Annotated in this window: 17 protein-coding genes; 7 read left to right on the top strand and 10 right to left on the bottom strand. The window is 66.6% G+C overall.

From position 1 onward, the window contains the following. Positions 1-43 precede the first annotated feature (43 nt). Positions 44-1,060: a S66 family peptidase gene (locus tag NP511_RS20650; RefSeq protein ID WP_049964188.1), complete on the top strand. Its 1,017-nt coding sequence runs from the start codon at positions 44-46 to the stop codon at positions 1,058-1,060. An 11-nt stretch (positions 1,061-1,071) separates the two neighbouring features. Here NP511_RS20650 and NP511_RS20645 read toward each other — a convergent pair whose 3' ends face one another. Both NP511_RS20645 and NP511_RS20640 read right to left on the bottom strand, forming a co-directional pair. Beyond that, positions 1,072-2,661, bottom strand: coding sequence for a PH domain-containing protein (locus NP511_RS20645; RefSeq protein WP_049964187.1), 1,590 nt, complete (start codon positions 2,659-2,661; stop codon positions 1,072-1,074). After that, positions 2,658-3,146 carry a PH domain-containing protein gene (locus tag NP511_RS20640; RefSeq protein ID WP_049964186.1) on the bottom strand — a complete coding sequence of 163 codons (489 nt, stop codon included), beginning with the start codon at positions 3,144-3,146 and terminating at the stop codon, positions 2,658-2,660. The genes NP511_RS20645 and NP511_RS20640 overlap by 4 nt, the downstream gene beginning before the upstream one ends. Positions 3,147-3,412: 266 nt before the next feature. Between NP511_RS20640 and NP511_RS20635 the strand changes: the two genes are divergently transcribed. Further along, positions 3,413-3,775 carry a DUF7344 domain-containing protein gene (locus NP511_RS20635; RefSeq protein WP_006180876.1) on the top strand — a complete coding sequence of 121 codons (363 nt, stop codon included), beginning with the start codon at positions 3,413-3,415 and terminating at the stop codon, positions 3,773-3,775. Further along, positions 3,775-4,503: a DICT sensory domain-containing protein gene (locus tag NP511_RS20630; protein ID WP_049964185.1), complete on the top strand. Its 729-nt coding sequence runs from the start codon at positions 3,775-3,777 to the stop codon at positions 4,501-4,503. The genes NP511_RS20635 and NP511_RS20630 overlap by 1 nt, the downstream gene beginning before the upstream one ends. Before the next feature lie 98 nt (positions 4,504-4,601). Here the strand turns inward: NP511_RS20630 and NP511_RS20625 are convergent, their stop codons facing one another. Next, positions 4,602-4,835: an HVO_2901 family zinc finger protein gene (locus tag NP511_RS20625; RefSeq protein WP_006180878.1), complete on the bottom strand. Its 234-nt coding sequence runs from the start codon at positions 4,833-4,835 to the stop codon at positions 4,602-4,604. Between the two features lie 317 nt (positions 4,836-5,152). Here NP511_RS20625 and NP511_RS20620 point away from each other — a divergent pair, with 317 nt between their 5' ends. Further along, positions 5,153-6,229: a CNNM domain-containing protein gene (locus NP511_RS20620; RefSeq protein ID WP_049964184.1), complete on the top strand. Its 1,077-nt coding sequence runs from the start codon at positions 5,153-5,155 to the stop codon at positions 6,227-6,229. Positions 6,230-6,310: 81 nt separating this feature from the next. Further along, the gene (locus NP511_RS20615; RefSeq protein WP_049964551.1) at positions 6,311-6,742 is read left to right on the top strand and encodes a universal stress protein; all 432 of its coding nucleotides are present in this window, start codon (positions 6,311-6,313) and stop codon (positions 6,740-6,742) included. A gap of 41 nt (positions 6,743-6,783) precedes the next feature. On the opposite strand, the gene NP511_RS20610 is transcribed toward NP511_RS20615, so the two are convergent. The 6 genes from NP511_RS20610 to NP511_RS20585 form a co-directional block, all read right to left on the bottom strand. Then, positions 6,784-8,199, bottom strand: a complete 1,416-nt coding sequence (locus NP511_RS20610; protein ID WP_049964183.1) for a class II fumarate hydratase — start codon at positions 8,197-8,199, stop codon at positions 6,784-6,786. Between the two features lie 20 nt (positions 8,200-8,219). Further along, positions 8,220-9,791: a PH domain-containing protein gene (locus NP511_RS20605; RefSeq protein WP_049964182.1), complete on the bottom strand. Its 1,572-nt coding sequence runs from the start codon at positions 9,789-9,791 to the stop codon at positions 8,220-8,222. A 31-nt stretch (positions 9,792-9,822) separates the two neighbouring features. After that, positions 9,823-10,284, bottom strand: coding sequence for a PH domain-containing protein (locus NP511_RS20600; RefSeq protein WP_006648707.1), 462 nt, complete (start codon positions 10,282-10,284; stop codon positions 9,823-9,825). 181 nt (positions 10,285-10,465) lie between these two features. After that, a complete protein-coding gene (locus tag NP511_RS20595) occupies positions 10,466-10,951 on the bottom strand; it encodes a universal stress protein (protein ID WP_049964181.1) in 486 nt (161 codons plus the stop codon). Positions 10,952-11,175: 224 nt separating this feature from the next. After that, positions 11,176-11,433, bottom strand: coding sequence for a BolA family protein (locus tag NP511_RS20590; RefSeq protein ID WP_049964180.1), 258 nt, complete (start codon positions 11,431-11,433; stop codon positions 11,176-11,178). Positions 11,434-11,493: 60 nt separating this feature from the next. Next, positions 11,494-11,817 (bottom strand): NifU family protein, encoded by a 324-nt coding sequence (locus tag NP511_RS20585; protein WP_049964179.1) that lies wholly within the window; start codon positions 11,815-11,817, stop codon positions 11,494-11,496. Positions 11,818-11,970: 153 nt separating this feature from the next. Between NP511_RS20585 and NP511_RS20580 the strand changes: the two genes are divergently transcribed. Next, positions 11,971-12,486 carry a DUF7523 family protein gene (locus NP511_RS20580; RefSeq protein ID WP_233274289.1) on the top strand — a complete coding sequence of 172 codons (516 nt, stop codon included), beginning with the start codon at positions 11,971-11,973 and terminating at the stop codon, positions 12,484-12,486. A gap of 17 nt (positions 12,487-12,503) precedes the next feature. Here the strand turns inward: NP511_RS20580 and NP511_RS20575 are convergent, their stop codons facing one another. After that, the gene (locus tag NP511_RS20575; protein ID WP_049964177.1) at positions 12,504-12,908 is read right to left on the bottom strand and encodes a winged helix-turn-helix domain-containing protein; all 405 of its coding nucleotides are present in this window, start codon (positions 12,906-12,908) and stop codon (positions 12,504-12,506) included. A 98-nt stretch (positions 12,909-13,006) separates the two neighbouring features. Between NP511_RS20575 and NP511_RS20570 the strand changes: the two genes are divergently transcribed. Next, the gene (locus tag NP511_RS20570; RefSeq protein ID WP_049964176.1) at positions 13,007-13,627 is read left to right on the top strand and encodes a DUF7509 family protein; all 621 of its coding nucleotides are present in this window, start codon (positions 13,007-13,009) and stop codon (positions 13,625-13,627) included. The last annotated feature ends 50 nt before the right edge of the window (positions 13,628-13,677 follow it).

The raw sequence follows: 13,677 nt of genomic DNA, 5'->3' as shown, positions 1-13,677 counted from the left end.
GTGGAACACAAACCCTATTTGACAGTAGAAATATATTATTTGTATGCCATCACCGATTCATCCCCCGCCCGCACAACCGGGAGATACGGTTGCGATACTCGCGCCCTCGTCGATGGTCGCCAGCCAAGACTGTATCGATATTGCAGTAGAGCGTCTCCGCTCCCGATTTGACCTCGAGCCGGTTCTCTACGAAACTGCACAGCAGAACGGGGAATACCTCCGCGAGCATCCACGAGAACGAGCCGCCGACGTTATGCGCGCCTTCGAAGATCCGGACATAAGCGCGGCGATTGCCGTCTTCGGTGGAGATGACCAACTTCGGATCCTGAAACACCTCGACCCGGACATTCTCCGAGAAAATCCAACTCGGTTTTTCGGATACAGTGACAACTGCAACCTCTCGTTGTATCTGTGGAATCTAGGAATCGTCTCCTATTCGGGTGGGCAAGTGATGCCCGACCTTGCCTGTGACCCGGAACTGCATTCGTACACTGCGGAGTATCTTCGCCGTGCGTTCTTCGAGGAGCGACTGGGAGAACTCCACCCGGCATCCGAATGGAGTGACCGTTTCTATGACTTTGACACGGGCGAGCCGCGTGAGTGGTTCGACAACCATGGCTGGGAATGGTATGGCCCGAGTACGACAGTCGAAGGGCGACTATGGGGCGGCTGTTTCGAAATCATCAGTTGGCACCTTCAGACGGAACGATACGTACCGGATACGAGTGATCTAGAGGGTGCTGTTCTCGTACTGGAAACTGCCGACGATGCACCGGATGCCGAGCGGATCGGATGGACGCTCATGTGCATGGGTGAGCGCGGATTGCTCCAGCAGTTCGATGCGGTCCTAGTTGGACGGCCTGCAACGTTTGCCGCCGACGTGAATCGGGAAGAATACTGTGCGGCACAGCGAGAGGCGATACTCGAACAAATCGAACGATATAATCCGGGTATTCCGCTTGTCTTCGGTCTCGATTACGGTCACACGGACCCGTGTATTCCGCTTCCGCTTGGAGCAGACGTGACCGTTGATGCAACGAAGGAGCAGATCTCCGTTTGATTATGAGCGTGCTACCGATCGTCGTTGGACTCCGGTGACGGGTCCTCGTCGCTCGAGTCCCCGTCGTCGGCCTCCCGGAACCACTGTCCGACCGTCCGCTGGCGCTTGCGTTCCCGCAGTCGTTCCTGCAGTCGCTCCTCGAGGTCGGCCTGTAGCTCGAGGCCCCGTTGGTCGTCGATGTCGTGGGCGGTCGCGGCCCGGCCGAGCAGCGAGGCCGAACTCGCGGTGTCGGCGGTGACGCTGGCGAGGTTCCGCCGGCGCTGGAAGATCGTCGCCTGGTGGAGGACGGCCTGCACCCGGTAGTAGGGGACGACTTTCGTGGTTCGCCGCCAGAAGCCGGTCCGCGTGAGGAAGTACCGGTCGCCGACCTGGTAGCCCCGGCTAGTCCATTTCAGGTGGGCGGCGAGCGGGACGAGGACGGCGAGGGCGGCCAGCAGGTACCACCGGCCGAGGAATCCCGTGTACCGCGCCACCAGCGCCGCAATCGCGACGACGGCGGCGACGACGAGCAGGTACCGGATCGCGTACCGCTCGCGCGCACGGCGGGGCGGCGACTCGAGGTCGACCGGGCCGAACGGTTCGATCGCGCGTGCGAGTTCGTTCACCCGGTCGGCGTCGGCAAGCGGGATCGCGGACTCGGTGCCCCTGGAGTCGGACTGTCCGGGCGCGTAGCCGGCCGTCTCGACGCTGAGGGCGGCGTACCCGAACCAGCGGAACGGAACCGACTTCGAGATCGTCAGCGCCTGAACCTTCTCGAGCGGGATCGTCCCGCTGTAGCGCTGCAGGAGTCCGCGCTCGTAGTAGAGTTCGTCGTCGGCGCGGGTGAGCCGGAACCCGTAGTATCGGGTGAACGTAAGCACCGCGCTGACGACCCAGGCGGCGAGCAGGAACAGGAGGAGGCCCCACACGAGGACGAGCGGACCCGTTTCGGGGCCCGGAAGCCAGCCGATACGATCCCCGGGCAGCAGCGTCGCGGGATCGAAGCCGCTGGCAAAGGACAGCGCGATACCGCCGAGGAGGCTTGCCCCGGGGTCGATGGTGAAGACGCTCAGGATCACGAGTTCTCGCGGGCGAATCTCGAACAGGAGCGTTTCGTCGGGGCCAGCGTCGGACGCCGTAGTGTGGTCGTCCGCCTCGAGGGCGTCGTCGGCCGGTTTGCCCCCGCTCGCGCCACGCCGGAGCTGTCGCCTGAGCCGATGGGCCTCGTCCTCCGAGACGTACTCGAGGCTGACTTCGGTCTGACCGCCGCCGGCGGTCTCGATATGGACGGCGGCGATGCCGAGGACGCGACCGAGGACGTTCTGTCTGATGTCGACGTTCTGGATCCGACCGAGCGGGAGTTCGCGGTCCCGACGCGCGAGGACGCCGGAGGTGACGTCGAACGTATCGTCGGTCAGGTCGTACCGGAACCGCTGGTAGTAGGCGAACTCGTAGACGATGCCGACGACGATTCCGACCGCGACGAGACCGAACACCGACAGGAGATCGATCCCGTTCCCGCCGGGCGAGACGACGACGCCGACGACGAAAAACAGGAAGCCGGTATTGAGACTCCGTGACAGCGAACGGACGGCGACCGACGCGGGATGCAGCGATCTCATACGGCGTCTTCACCCTCGCTCTCGATCGCGAGCCCCCGAAGCGACTCCTGAAGCGATTCCGCACGGGCCGGCGTCAGCCCGGGGATCGCGACGTCCGAACTCCGGGAGCCGGCCGTGTAGACCACGACCGTCGCGAGCCCGGTCGTCCGCTCGAGCGGCGAGCGCCGGGAGTCGACGTGCTGGACCCGGACGTAGGGGACGACGGTTCTGACTCGTGTAAAGACGCCGCGCTCGATGTAGAGGTCGTCGTCCCGGAGTTCGAACCGCCAGACACCGTAGCGAAGCCAGGCGACGACGACCCGGAGGACGGCGAGGACGACGGCGATCGCGACGGCGGCCGGCACGAGGATGTCCGGCGCGCCCGCCCAGAGATCGGTCCGGGTGACCCCGATCGCGGCACCGACGACGATCCCACCGAAGATCGCGGCCCGAACCAGCGCAAGGGCCAGCCAGACGACCCGCACTCGCGGCGTGAGCCGTTCCATACCTATCCTGAGGGGACGACCCGATTAAAACATGGGAAAGCGGCGGTGAGTTTGCAACGACCGAGAGCGTCGGCGAGGGAACGACGCTGTCGCTGCCCGAAGTGCAGTTCGGCATCGCCGCGACGCGTACGTTCCCTTCCTCGAGGCCGTGGTCGGGACCAGAACTGCAACGGAGATCGTCCTCACGGGCGAGGAGATCGGGCCCGGGGAACGGGGCTCACGAGGGATAAGTATATGACTGACGTTAACATAGATTACATCGAACGATGGGAGGCGACCGTGCCGAACTCGATCCGTTTGCGCTCAGTTCGGCGGTCGACGACCGACCGGTCGATGACGTGTTCCGGCTGCTTGCGTCGCCGACCGCTCGAGCGACGATCGTCTACTGCCACCAGCAGCCATCGCCAGCGGTCGAGGAACTCGCGGACGTGATCGCCGGCGTGGCCGCCAGCGCCGACGGGACGATCGCGTCGCCGGCCGATCGCGACCGGATCAGGATCCAGTTGTACCACGAGACGCTACCGCGGCTCGAGGACATGGGCCTGCTCGCGTTCGACAGGGAGTCCGGCGACGTCACCGAGACGTCGATCCCGGAGTCGATCCTCGACTGTCTCCGGGCCGTCGAGTGATGACGATGCGGTCGCTCCGAGACGCCTTCGAGGCGGTGGATCAACGGTACAAGACCCTCGACATATACACCGACGACGAGTCGGTCGTGACGGCGCTCCGTCGAGGGTTCGAGACGCGAACCGCCGAGGTGACACATCGTCCGCTGGGGCTACTCGACGGGACCGGCTTCGTGATCGTCCGGGACGCCGAGGGCGCGTTTCGGGGCGCGCTGGGGCTCGAGGGGTTCGAGGCGATCCTCTCGCCGACGGACCATCCGCCGTGGGAGTTGGCCGACGCCGGGCCCGATCCCGCTCACTTGTTCGACTTCCTCGAGAACACGCTGTTTGCGTCCGCGACCCGCGAGCAGTTGCTCGCGACCTCCCGCGAGATCGAAGAGCGGGCGTGGCGGGTCGGTGCCGGCCGGCTGTACGCTGGCTTCCAGCGACCGGCGGCGTTGCGGGCCCAGACGGGGGTCTACGAGCGGTTCGGTGCCCGCGACTCGATCGACGTGACGGTGTTTCTGGCGGGGGAGTGGCCGACCCCGCTCGAGGGCGTCTCGGTCGTCACCGGCTCCGGGGAACTCGGCGCGTTCTGGTTCGTCGTCTTCGACGGCGGCGAGGACGGCAGGCACTGCGGTGCCCTGGTCGCCGAAGAACGAGACCCCGGCGAGTACGCCGGCTTCTGGACGTTCGAACCGTCGATCGTTCGCGAACTGATCGACTACCTCGAGACGAGCTACGACGCGTAGGGGCGAGAGGGGAGAGCAACTGCGAAGAACAAGGGTGACGTATCGGGGGCAGAGACCGTGGTCGCCCCCGCCGTCAGTAGACGAGACGTGAGTCGGTGTCAGTGGGTCGCGGCTCGGACGTCGTCGACGCGATAGAGGTCCTCCTGTAGTCCGTCGCCGTCACAGTCCTCGTTGGGGCACTCGTAGTGCCAGCCGTCCTGGGTCGCCGACCCCTCCTGGAATCGCTCCCCGCATACCTCACAGAGGAGCTGTCCGTCTTCGCACGTATCCCGGTGTAACTCGAGGGCAAGCTCGGTCTGAAACGACTGGTTGCAGTTGCGACAGGTGTGCATATTTCGTCTGACGCGAGCCTTCGCCAAAACTGCTTGGGTTCTTTTATTCCGGCGCAGACACCACTGATTCGGCGTCACTGTCCCGATTTGGGGTCGACGAGTCGGGAAGAAAGAACGGTCAGAAGTCGTGTTTACTCGGCGTCGAGTGTTCCGGTCGCTGGTAGCTCGACGCGGGGGACAGTGCGGCCGACGGCTCGCTCGGGTCACCGTCCGGCGACCGACCGCGAGGGGCAGGACTACCTTTTAGCGCGCCGCGGGGCGGCGACGGTGAGTCGATTCCCCGACAGATTTGTGTTCGGCGATGCAACACTGCAGTGATGAACTCGTTCGTCATCGGTGGGCGACTGTTCGCAGGGGTGTTGCTGATCCTGGCCAACGCCTTCTTCGTCGCCATCGAGTTTGCGCTGACTCGCGCGAGACAGTTCACGGAGGAGGAGTTCGTCGGCGATAACCCGAAACTCGAGCGGGCGTGGGCAATGACCGACGACCTCGAACTCTATCTGACCACGTGTCAGGTGGGGATTACTGCCTCGAGTATCGCGGTCGGGATCGTCGCCGAACCCGCGCTGGCGGCGATCTTCGAGCCGGTGTTCGAGAACACGGCGCTGGCCACGATCGGTAGCGGGGCGATCCTCGCCTTCCTCATCATCAACCTCGTCCACCTGACCCATGGGGAGCAGACGCCGACGTATCTCGGCGTCGAGCGCTCGCGGCTGGTCTGTCGCTACGGTGCCACGCCGTTGTACTGGTTCTACCGGATCATCTCGCCGGTCATCACGCTCGGGGACGGGATCGCGAAACTGACGCTCAAGTTCTTCGGGATCGAGATGACCGGCGCGTGGCTCGAGACCGAGGAGGACGTCATCGAGTCCCGGGCCGACCTGCGAAACCGGCTGGGCTCGATCCTGCAAGAGGGCGATCTCTCCGAGGAACGTCGCGAAGAGGTGATGAACGCGTTCCAGATCGGCGAGCAGTCGATCAGCGAGCTACTGGTCCCGCCCGAGGAGATCGTCGCGCTCTCGACCGACGCCGACCCCGAGGAGAACTTCCGGAAGATGGAGGAGCGGCCCCAGACCCGCTATCCGCTGGTCGGCGACGAACTGACCGACTTCCGCGGTATCCTCTACACGCCGATCCTCGTCAGACACCGCGAGGAACTGGCCGACGGCACCGTCGACTACGAGGAGCTGGCGGCGCCGCCGATGACGCTCTCGCCCGACGCGGACGTCAGCGACGCGGTCGACCAGTTCCAGGCCGAGAACCAGGAACTCGCCCTGGTCATCGAAGACGGCGAGGTCGTCGGCCTCGTCACCGTGACCGACCTGCTCGAGGCGGTAATGGGCGACATCGAGGACCCGCTCGACCAGGCTCAGCTCGAGCCGGTCGATCGCTGATCGATCGCGGGCGCAGTCGGGACGACGGGCCCCGCGAGTGCGCGCGTTCGCTTTTTGTCCGCCGGCGTCGAGGCGATTACCGTGTACGACGACGTTCTGGTTCCGACCGACGGGAGCGCGACGAGCGAGGCGGCGGTCGAGCAGGCCGTTTCGATCGCCGAGGGTGCGGGAGCGACGGTTCACTTCCTCCACGTCGTGGACGTGGGGACGGAGATGTCCGCCGGCGCGTCGGGGAACATCGCCCCGCAGCTCACCGAGACGCTCGAGGAAGCAGCCGAGTCGGCCCTCGACGAGGCCGCGAACCGGGCCGAAGCGGCCGGCGTGAACTACGAACGGCTCACCCGCGAGGGCGACCCCCACGAGGTGATCGAAGCGTACTGCGCCGAGCGCGACGTCGGCCTCGTCGCCATGGGGGCCAGCGGCCAATCGGGCGTGAAAGAACGGCTGCTCGGCAGTACGACCGATCGCGTCGTCCGGAGCGTCGACGCGTCGGTTCTCGTCGCACGACCCTGAGAGGGTCGAGACCACCGATCGAAAACGGGATCCGCGCCGTCTCAGTCGTCCTGTCCGAGGATACCGCGCTGGGCCATCTTCCGGGGATCGAGGACCTCGTCGGCCTCCTCCTCGTCGAGATAGCCCTTCTCGAGGACGACCTCGCGGACGGTCTTGTCCTCCTTGAGCGCGGTCTTGGCGACCTCGCTCGCCTTGTCGTAGCCGATGTGGACGTTCAGCGAGGTGGCCATCGCCATCGACTGCTCGACGCGGTCCTCGCAGTAGGCCTCGTTGGCCTCGAGCTTTCGCACGAAGCGCTCGCCGAAGACCTGGCTCGCGTTCGAGATGAGTTCGGCCGACTCGAGGAAGTTGTGTGCCAGCACGGGCTTGTAGAGGTTGAGGTCGATCTGACCCTCGGCCGCGCCGGCCGAAACTGCGGCGTCGTTGCCGACGACCTGCTTGTGGACCTGGTTGACGGCCTCGGCGACGACCGGGTTGATCTTGCCGGGCATGATCGAGGAGCCGGGCTGGTTCTCCGGCTGTTCGATCTCGCCGAGTCCGTTCCGGGGGCCCGAGGCGAGCAGGCGCAGGTCGTTGGCGATCTTGTTCAGCGAGCCCGCAACCGTCCGGAGCGCGCCGTGGGCCTCGCTCATCGCGTCGTGGGCCGCCTGGGCCTCGAAGTGGTTGTCGGCCTCGCGGAACTGGACGCCGGTCTCCTTCGTGATGTACTCGGCGGCGCGGCCGGGGAACTCCTCGTGCGTGTTGAGGCCGGTCCCGGTCGCGGTCCCGCCCAGCGCGAGTTCGCCGAGGTGGTCACGGACCTGGTCGACGCGGGCCAGCCCCTTCTCGACCTGGGTGCGGTAGCCCGAGAACTCCTGGCCGAGCGTGACCGGCGTCGCGTCCTGCAGGTGCGTGCGGCCGGTCTTGATCACGTCGTCGAACTCCTCTTCTTTCTCCTCGAGCGCTTCGCGGAGCGTGTCGAGCGCCGGAATGACGTCTTTCTCCACCGCCTCGAGGGAGGCGACGTGCATCGCGGTCGGGATGACGTCGTTGCTCGACTGGCCGTAGTTGACGTGGTCGTTGGGGTGAACGACGCGGTCGCCGATCTCCGAGCCCATGATCTCGGCGGCGCGGTTGGCGATGACCTCGTTGGCGTTCATGTTCGAGGACGTGCCCGAGCCGGTCTGGAAGACGTCGACCGGGAACTGGTCGTCGTGTTCGCCGGCGATGACCTCGTCGGCGGCCTCGATGATCGCCCCGGCGACGTCGTCGTCGACGAGTCCGAGGTCGCGGTTGGCCTGCGCGGCGGCCTTCTTGACGACGCCGAGCCCGCGGATGAACCGCCGACTGAACGTGATCCCCGAGATGGGGAAGTTCTGGATCGCGCGCTGGGTCTGTGCCCCCCAGTAGGCGTCCGCGGGCACCTGCATCTCGCCGAGGCTGTCCTCCTCGAGTCGGTAATCGTCTCCGTCTGCCATACGCGGAGCGTCGGAGCGAGTCACGTAAAATCCACCGAAAGGCCGAGATCGTCCGTCCGGGCGCGCTCGCGGAGCGCCGACTGGAGCCGTTCCCGGCCGGTGTCGTGGATCTCGCGGGCCGTCTCGAGGTCGATGTCGTAGATCGTCGGGGACCCCCACGCAAAGGTGCGCGAGCTGGCGGTGTCGACGGCCAGCGAGGCGAGCCCGAGCCGACGCTGGAAGACCGAGCGCCGGGTCGAGACCGTCTGGATCCGGTAGTAGGGGATCACGGTCGTCCGGCGCTTCCAGAACCCGCTGCGGATCACGAGGTGGTCGTCGCCGACGAAGTAGCCGAGGTTGGCGTACTTGAGGTAGGCGGCGGGCGGTACGGCGAGGAAAACGACGGCCGTGAGATACCAGCGGTCGAACGTCGAGACCCGTGCGAGGCCGAACGCGACGGCGACGATCACGGCCGCGACGATGGCGTACCGGCCGAGATACCGGCGGCGAGCCAGCGTCGGCGGACCGCGGAAGTCGGGCGACTCGGCACCGGTGAGGTTCTCGGCGAACCGGTAGACGCGGTCCCGTTTCGCCATCGGGACCGCCGACTGGCTGCCGCCGCCGCTGTCGGGGCCGTAGCCCGCCGTCTCGACCCAGAGGCCGGCGTAGCCGACCAGCCGCTGGAGCGGGTTCTCGGTGACCGTGACCGACTGGACCTTCTCCGCGGGGATCGAGCCGCTGTAGCGCTGGACCAGCCCGCGCTCGTAGACGAAGTCCTCGCCCGCGCGGCCGAGGCGGAACCCGTGGTAGTTCGCGACGGTGTAGATCACGCTCGAGACGTAGGTGAGAAGCGACCACTGGACGGCGGTGACCGCGACCAACACCAGCAGTGGGCCGACCGCCGCGCCCTCGAGCGTCTCCGGCCCGCCGAAGGGCCGAGCGGCGTCGATGACGAACGCGGGCACGAGCCCCGATCCGGAGTCGGCACCGCCGAGGAAGACGAGTATCGCGATCGGAAAGACCGCCGCGCCCCACCGGAACGAGGTCACCGCGTAGAGCAGGAGTTCCCGGGTCTCGAGGTCGAACAGCAGCGTCGGCGCGGCATCGCCTCGGGAGCGGTCCTTGCGCGTGCGCTCGGCGGTGGACGGGACCGATTCGTCGGACGCCGGCCGATCGGACTCGGGGTCGGCGGTCCTCTCTCCGGTGGCGGCCGTCAATCGGCGAATTTCCGACCGGAGCCGCTCCGCCTCGTCCTCGCTGACGAACCGGAGCGTCGCTTCGGTGTCGCCGCCGCCGGCGGTCTCGATCGAGACGACCGCGAGGCCGACCACCCGCTGGAAGAGCCCCTGTGAGATATCGACGTTCTGGATCCGCCGGTAGGGGATCTCGCGGGACCGGCGCGAGAACACCCCCGAGGAGACGTCGAACGTACTCGCGGTGACTTCGTACGTGAACCGGTAGTAGTACGCGATGCCGTAGCCGACGCCGGCGACGAGACCGATCGGGACCAACGCCAGTAGCGGTCCAATATCGATATCGAGAACGCTGGGGCCCAGCCCCACGAGCAGGACCGGGACCGAGAAGCCGGTTGCTCCGTGCTGGAGCGCCAGCATCACGGCACTGAGGGGATGTAGTCGGTTCGTCTCAGACGGCATCGTCGCCCTCGCTCTCGACGGCCAGTTCGCGGAGGGTCTCCTGCAGGCTGCGGGCCCGGTCCGGCGTCAGGCCCGGAATCCGAACGTCGGCGTTCCGAGAACCGGCAGTATAGACCACGACGCTCGAGAGGCCGAGTGCCCGCTCGATCGGGCCGAACTGGGTGTCGACGTGCTGGACGCGGACGAACGGAACGGCGGTCTCGACGAACGTGACGACGCCGCGCTCGAGGTAGAGGGCATCGTCCTGCAGTTCGAACCGCCAGACCTGATAGAGGCGGACGGCGTAGCCGACGGCGAGAACCAGTGCGACGGCGACGGCGGCCGCGATCGCGAGCGGCGGGACGGTAACTCGCCACTGATCGAGGGCGACGAGGGCGACGGCGAGGACGACCGCCGCGATCGCGCCGCGGGCGATCCAGATGAGCCTGATGCGGGGATGAAGCGTCTCCATGTCCGACTCGTGTCAACCCTGGTGGATAAAGCTACGGTTCCGACGGGGCGGAAAGACGAGCGCCGTCGGGGCCAGCGACGGACGAACGGACGGGGGCGTCGTACGGATCGCCGGCAGTCAGTTCCGGCGCGACCGCGAGCCGTCCTGCGATCGGTCCGGTAACCAGTGACAGCGGACCGGATCAGTCGTCGGCGGGGACCGTCAGGACCGGCACCGACGACGCCCGGCGGACGCGGCCGGTGACGCTGGTCGGCGAGAGGTACCGGCGGAGACCGGTCCGAGTCGGTTCGCCGATCACGACGAGATCGACGTCGTTGTGGTCGGCATAGCTGGCGATCTCCGCGGCCGGATCGCCATAGCGGAGCCGTTTCGACACCGAGACGTCGGTCCCGACGGCCGCGTCGTCGACCGCCTCGAGCGCCGTCTCGGCGCTGTCTTCCCGCCGCTCGACGATCACGTCCCAGCCGTCGACGGACGCGGTCATGCGGACGATCGACAGCGCGTCGACTCGAGCGCCGTGTCGGGCGGCTTCCGCGACCGCGACCCGCCCGACCGCAGCGGGCGTCTCACCGTCGACCGCGACGAGAACGCGATCGAATCCGGTCTCGTCGGTCGTCGCTACGTCCGTCGGGATCGATTCGTCCGTCCCGCCCAGTGCCGATGCCATACCTCACGGTATCGGCCACATAATGATATAATTGTCCAGAAAAAGCTGCATGCACGTTCGTATTTTCATTCACCGAGCCCATGTCGGCCCGTGCAGCCGTTTCACGGCGTGAAATCGGCGCCTGTCGACCGCGGTCGCTCGAGGCGGACGGGGCGCTCCCGGAAATCAGTGGGAGAAATGCAGGGGTTCGACGGACGCGAATAGACCGCGAGCGACCGATCGATCTATTCGGCCTCGAGGTCGTCGTACTCCTCGGGGGTGTACGTCGACAGCTCGAGGGCGTGGATGTCGGTGGTCATGTGATCACCCAGCGCGTCGTAGACTTCCTGGTGTTGCTGGACGAGCGGGAGCCCGTCGAAGACCGGGGAGACGACCGTCGCGGCGAGGTGGTCCTCGTCGCCTTCGTCCCGCGCGTGTGTGACCGTGGCGTCGGCGTCCTCGAGGTTCGATTCGATGACCTCCTCGACGGCTGCTGGCTTCATAGGGGAGGGTTGGTCGCTCGCGGCAAAAGCGCCGCGGTCGCGATCGGTGGCGCGACCGGTTCAGAACGGCACGTCGTCGGGCACGTCGCGTCCCGACGATCCGCCGGCCATCCCGTCGAACCCCGTGCTGACGTCGACGTAGTCGATCGCGTCGACCTCGGCCGGCAGTCGCTGCTGGATCGCCTGGGTCGTCATCGAACTGACGCCGCAGCCGCTACAGGCCCCGGTCAGGGCGATCGAGACGCGCCCCGCCTCGAGGTCGACCTCGGTGATCGCGGACTCGCCGCCGTGGGCCTCGATCTGGGGGAAGTTCCGGCGGAGGAACAGCGCCACGTCTTCGCGGACTGCGTCGGCCGGGGACTGGGCCGATTCGGACTCGCTCATGGATGAGCCAAGGGACCGGAACGGTATATACTGTCGGCCGAATCGATTCTCCCCGAGATCGGGGTCGAACGATCGCGACTCGTCCCCGGGACCGCGAGCCGTCCGAGCGACGATGACGGCGACTTTATGATCGCTCGCGACGCCGTCCCCGCTATGTCACTGGCAGCCGAGACGCGACGGGCGGTCGACCGCCGTCCGTTCCTCCGGACCGCCCTGCGGGCCGGCGTCGTCAACTACACCGCCGCGGCTCGCTCGCTTCCGATCGAGGGCGATCCCGACGCGATCGCGACGGCGCTGCGCCGGTACGCCGACGAGTTGCCCGCCCGCGAGACCGACTCCCGCGACGTTCGCGTGCGGATGGAAAGCGGCGTTGGGCGACTCGAGGACGGAGCCGACCGCGACGACGCGCTCGTGACCGTCGGCGGCGCGGCCTTCGGCCCCTGCGGCGGCGATTCGACGGCCATCGTCGCGGCGGGCGAGGTCGACGCGGCCGCCACAGGGGCCGCCCTCGAGCGGCTCGGCGTCGAGGGGATCGCGCCGGACGCCGCGGCCGTCGCCGACGGAACGATGGTCCTCGTCGTCGATCGACGCGCGGGGGCGACGGCGCTGCGGACGGTCGAAAACGCGCTCGAGAACGCCGTCGTCCGCGACGGCGACGACCCGGACTGACGGACGGGGAACGGAATTCAGTCCGCGCTGCTGTCGTAGGCGTCGCCGAAGTCCCACTCGCGGCGGAGGAGTTCTTCGACCCCGTGTTCGAGGATGACCTCGCCGAGGATCGTCGCCCTGTAGTAGGTGTAGAGGCCGTCGCTGTCCCGCTCCGAACGCGCTCGTTTCTCGACGAGCCCGACCTCGCGGAGCTTGCCGAGGTGGTAGTGGAGCGTACTGTCGTCGACGTCGATCATCGAATCCAGCTCCGTGGGCGTCAGCTCGTCCGTGTGAGAGAGTCGATAGAGGATCTCGAACCGGGTTCGGTTCCCGACCGCGGCCTGCATCTCGAGGTACTCCTCGAGGGAGAGGACGCTTCGCTCCGGGAGGAGATCGTTCGGATCGTCCGGGGCGTCGTCGGCCCGAGTGTGTTTCGTCCCCATCGTACCGATGCCTACTCGCTCTCCGTTTTTAGTCTTTGTCAAGCCAACGTTCGCTGAAAACACCCCTATTTATATACTAACCGCGAGTCGCTCGAGGTATGACTCGGGAGATCACCCGGGATTTCATCGCCGATCGGCTCGGAACCGTCGGGTACGACCGGTTTTTGCTCTATCTGATGGGGCCGTACAAATCGTTCAACCTGAACTACGTGTTGACCGACGAGGAACTGCAAGACGTGGCGGTCGAAGACCTGCCCAGCCCCTTCGAACGGTTCTTCCAGAACGAGGACGAGATCGACGAGGCGAAGGCGCTCCTGCGTCGAGTCCAGGGATCGCTCCGGGCGGATCCGGGGGTGAACGCGTTCCTCGCGGTCGACGCCGATATCGATACGGACGAGGTCGATGCGGTGACCCAGAGCATCGAGTACACGCGGTGTGCGAACGCGACCGCGTTCGTCCTGCCGTTTCTCGGCCACAATTTCGGCGTCGGCGAGGAGGCGGGGAGCATTCTCGAGGCCGTCGCGGAGACGGGAAGCGACCGGATCGTCTTCGTTCGCGAGGCGAACGTGACCAGCGAGATGATCCGATCGGCGCGGACTCGGTGGGACCTCCGCATCGAGACCTACGAGACGGAAGCGGAACTGATCGAGACGCTGCGGCGGTTCGTCGTCACGACGATGAACCGCGAGCGGTTCGGTGACCTCGAGTACCTCGATTGATTCCGAGCCGAATCGACCGTTCGGTCCCGGGTAATCGCCGCGTTCGCGGT

Source organism: Natrinema thermotolerans (genome assembly GCF_031165565.1).
Lineage (GTDB): Archaea > Halobacteriota > Halobacteria > Halobacteriales > Natrialbaceae > Natrinema > Natrinema thermotolerans.
Note: the sequence above shows the minus strand (reverse complement) of the source record. Positions and strands in the feature narration are given on the sequence as shown.

Coding starts and splice junctions, on each gene's coding strand:
- NP511_RS20650 (WP_049964188.1), top strand. CDS start 44: ATGCCATCACCGATTCATCCCCCGCCCGCACAACCGGGAGATACGGTT.
- NP511_RS20645 (WP_049964187.1), bottom strand. CDS start 2,661: ATGAGATCGCTGCATCCCGCGTCGGTCGCCGTCCGTTCGCTGTCACGG.
- NP511_RS20640 (WP_049964186.1), bottom strand. CDS start 3,146: ATGGAACGGCTCACGCCGCGAGTGCGGGTCGTCTGGCTGGCCCTTGCG.
- NP511_RS20635 (WP_006180876.1), top strand. CDS start 3,413: ATGGGAGGCGACCGTGCCGAACTCGATCCGTTTGCGCTCAGTTCGGCG.
- NP511_RS20630 (WP_049964185.1), top strand. CDS start 3,775: ATGACGATGCGGTCGCTCCGAGACGCCTTCGAGGCGGTGGATCAACGG.
- NP511_RS20625 (WP_006180878.1), bottom strand. CDS start 4,835: ATGCACACCTGTCGCAACTGCAACCAGTCGTTTCAGACCGAGCTTGCC.
- NP511_RS20620 (WP_049964184.1), top strand. CDS start 5,153: ATGAACTCGTTCGTCATCGGTGGGCGACTGTTCGCAGGGGTGTTGCTG.
- NP511_RS20610 (WP_049964183.1), bottom strand. CDS start 8,199: ATGGCAGACGGAGACGATTACCGACTCGAGGAGGACAGCCTCGGCGAG.
- NP511_RS20605 (WP_049964182.1), bottom strand. CDS start 9,791: ATGCTGGCGCTCCAGCACGGAGCAACCGGCTTCTCGGTCCCGGTCCTG.
- NP511_RS20600 (WP_006648707.1), bottom strand. CDS start 10,284: ATGGAGACGCTTCATCCCCGCATCAGGCTCATCTGGATCGCCCGCGGC.
- NP511_RS20595 (WP_049964181.1), bottom strand. CDS start 10,951: ATGGCATCGGCACTGGGCGGGACGGACGAATCGATCCCGACGGACGTA.
- NP511_RS20590 (WP_049964180.1), bottom strand. CDS start 11,433: ATGAAGCCAGCAGCCGTCGAGGAGGTCATCGAATCGAACCTCGAGGAC.
- NP511_RS20585 (WP_049964179.1), bottom strand. CDS start 11,817: ATGAGCGAGTCCGAATCGGCCCAGTCCCCGGCCGACGCAGTCCGCGAA.
- NP511_RS20580 (WP_233274289.1), top strand. CDS start 11,971: ATGTCACTGGCAGCCGAGACGCGACGGGCGGTCGACCGCCGTCCGTTC.
- NP511_RS20575 (WP_049964177.1), bottom strand. CDS start 12,908: ATGGGGACGAAACACACTCGGGCCGACGACGCCCCGGACGATCCGAAC.
- NP511_RS20570 (WP_049964176.1), top strand. CDS start 13,007: ATGACTCGGGAGATCACCCGGGATTTCATCGCCGATCGGCTCGGAACC.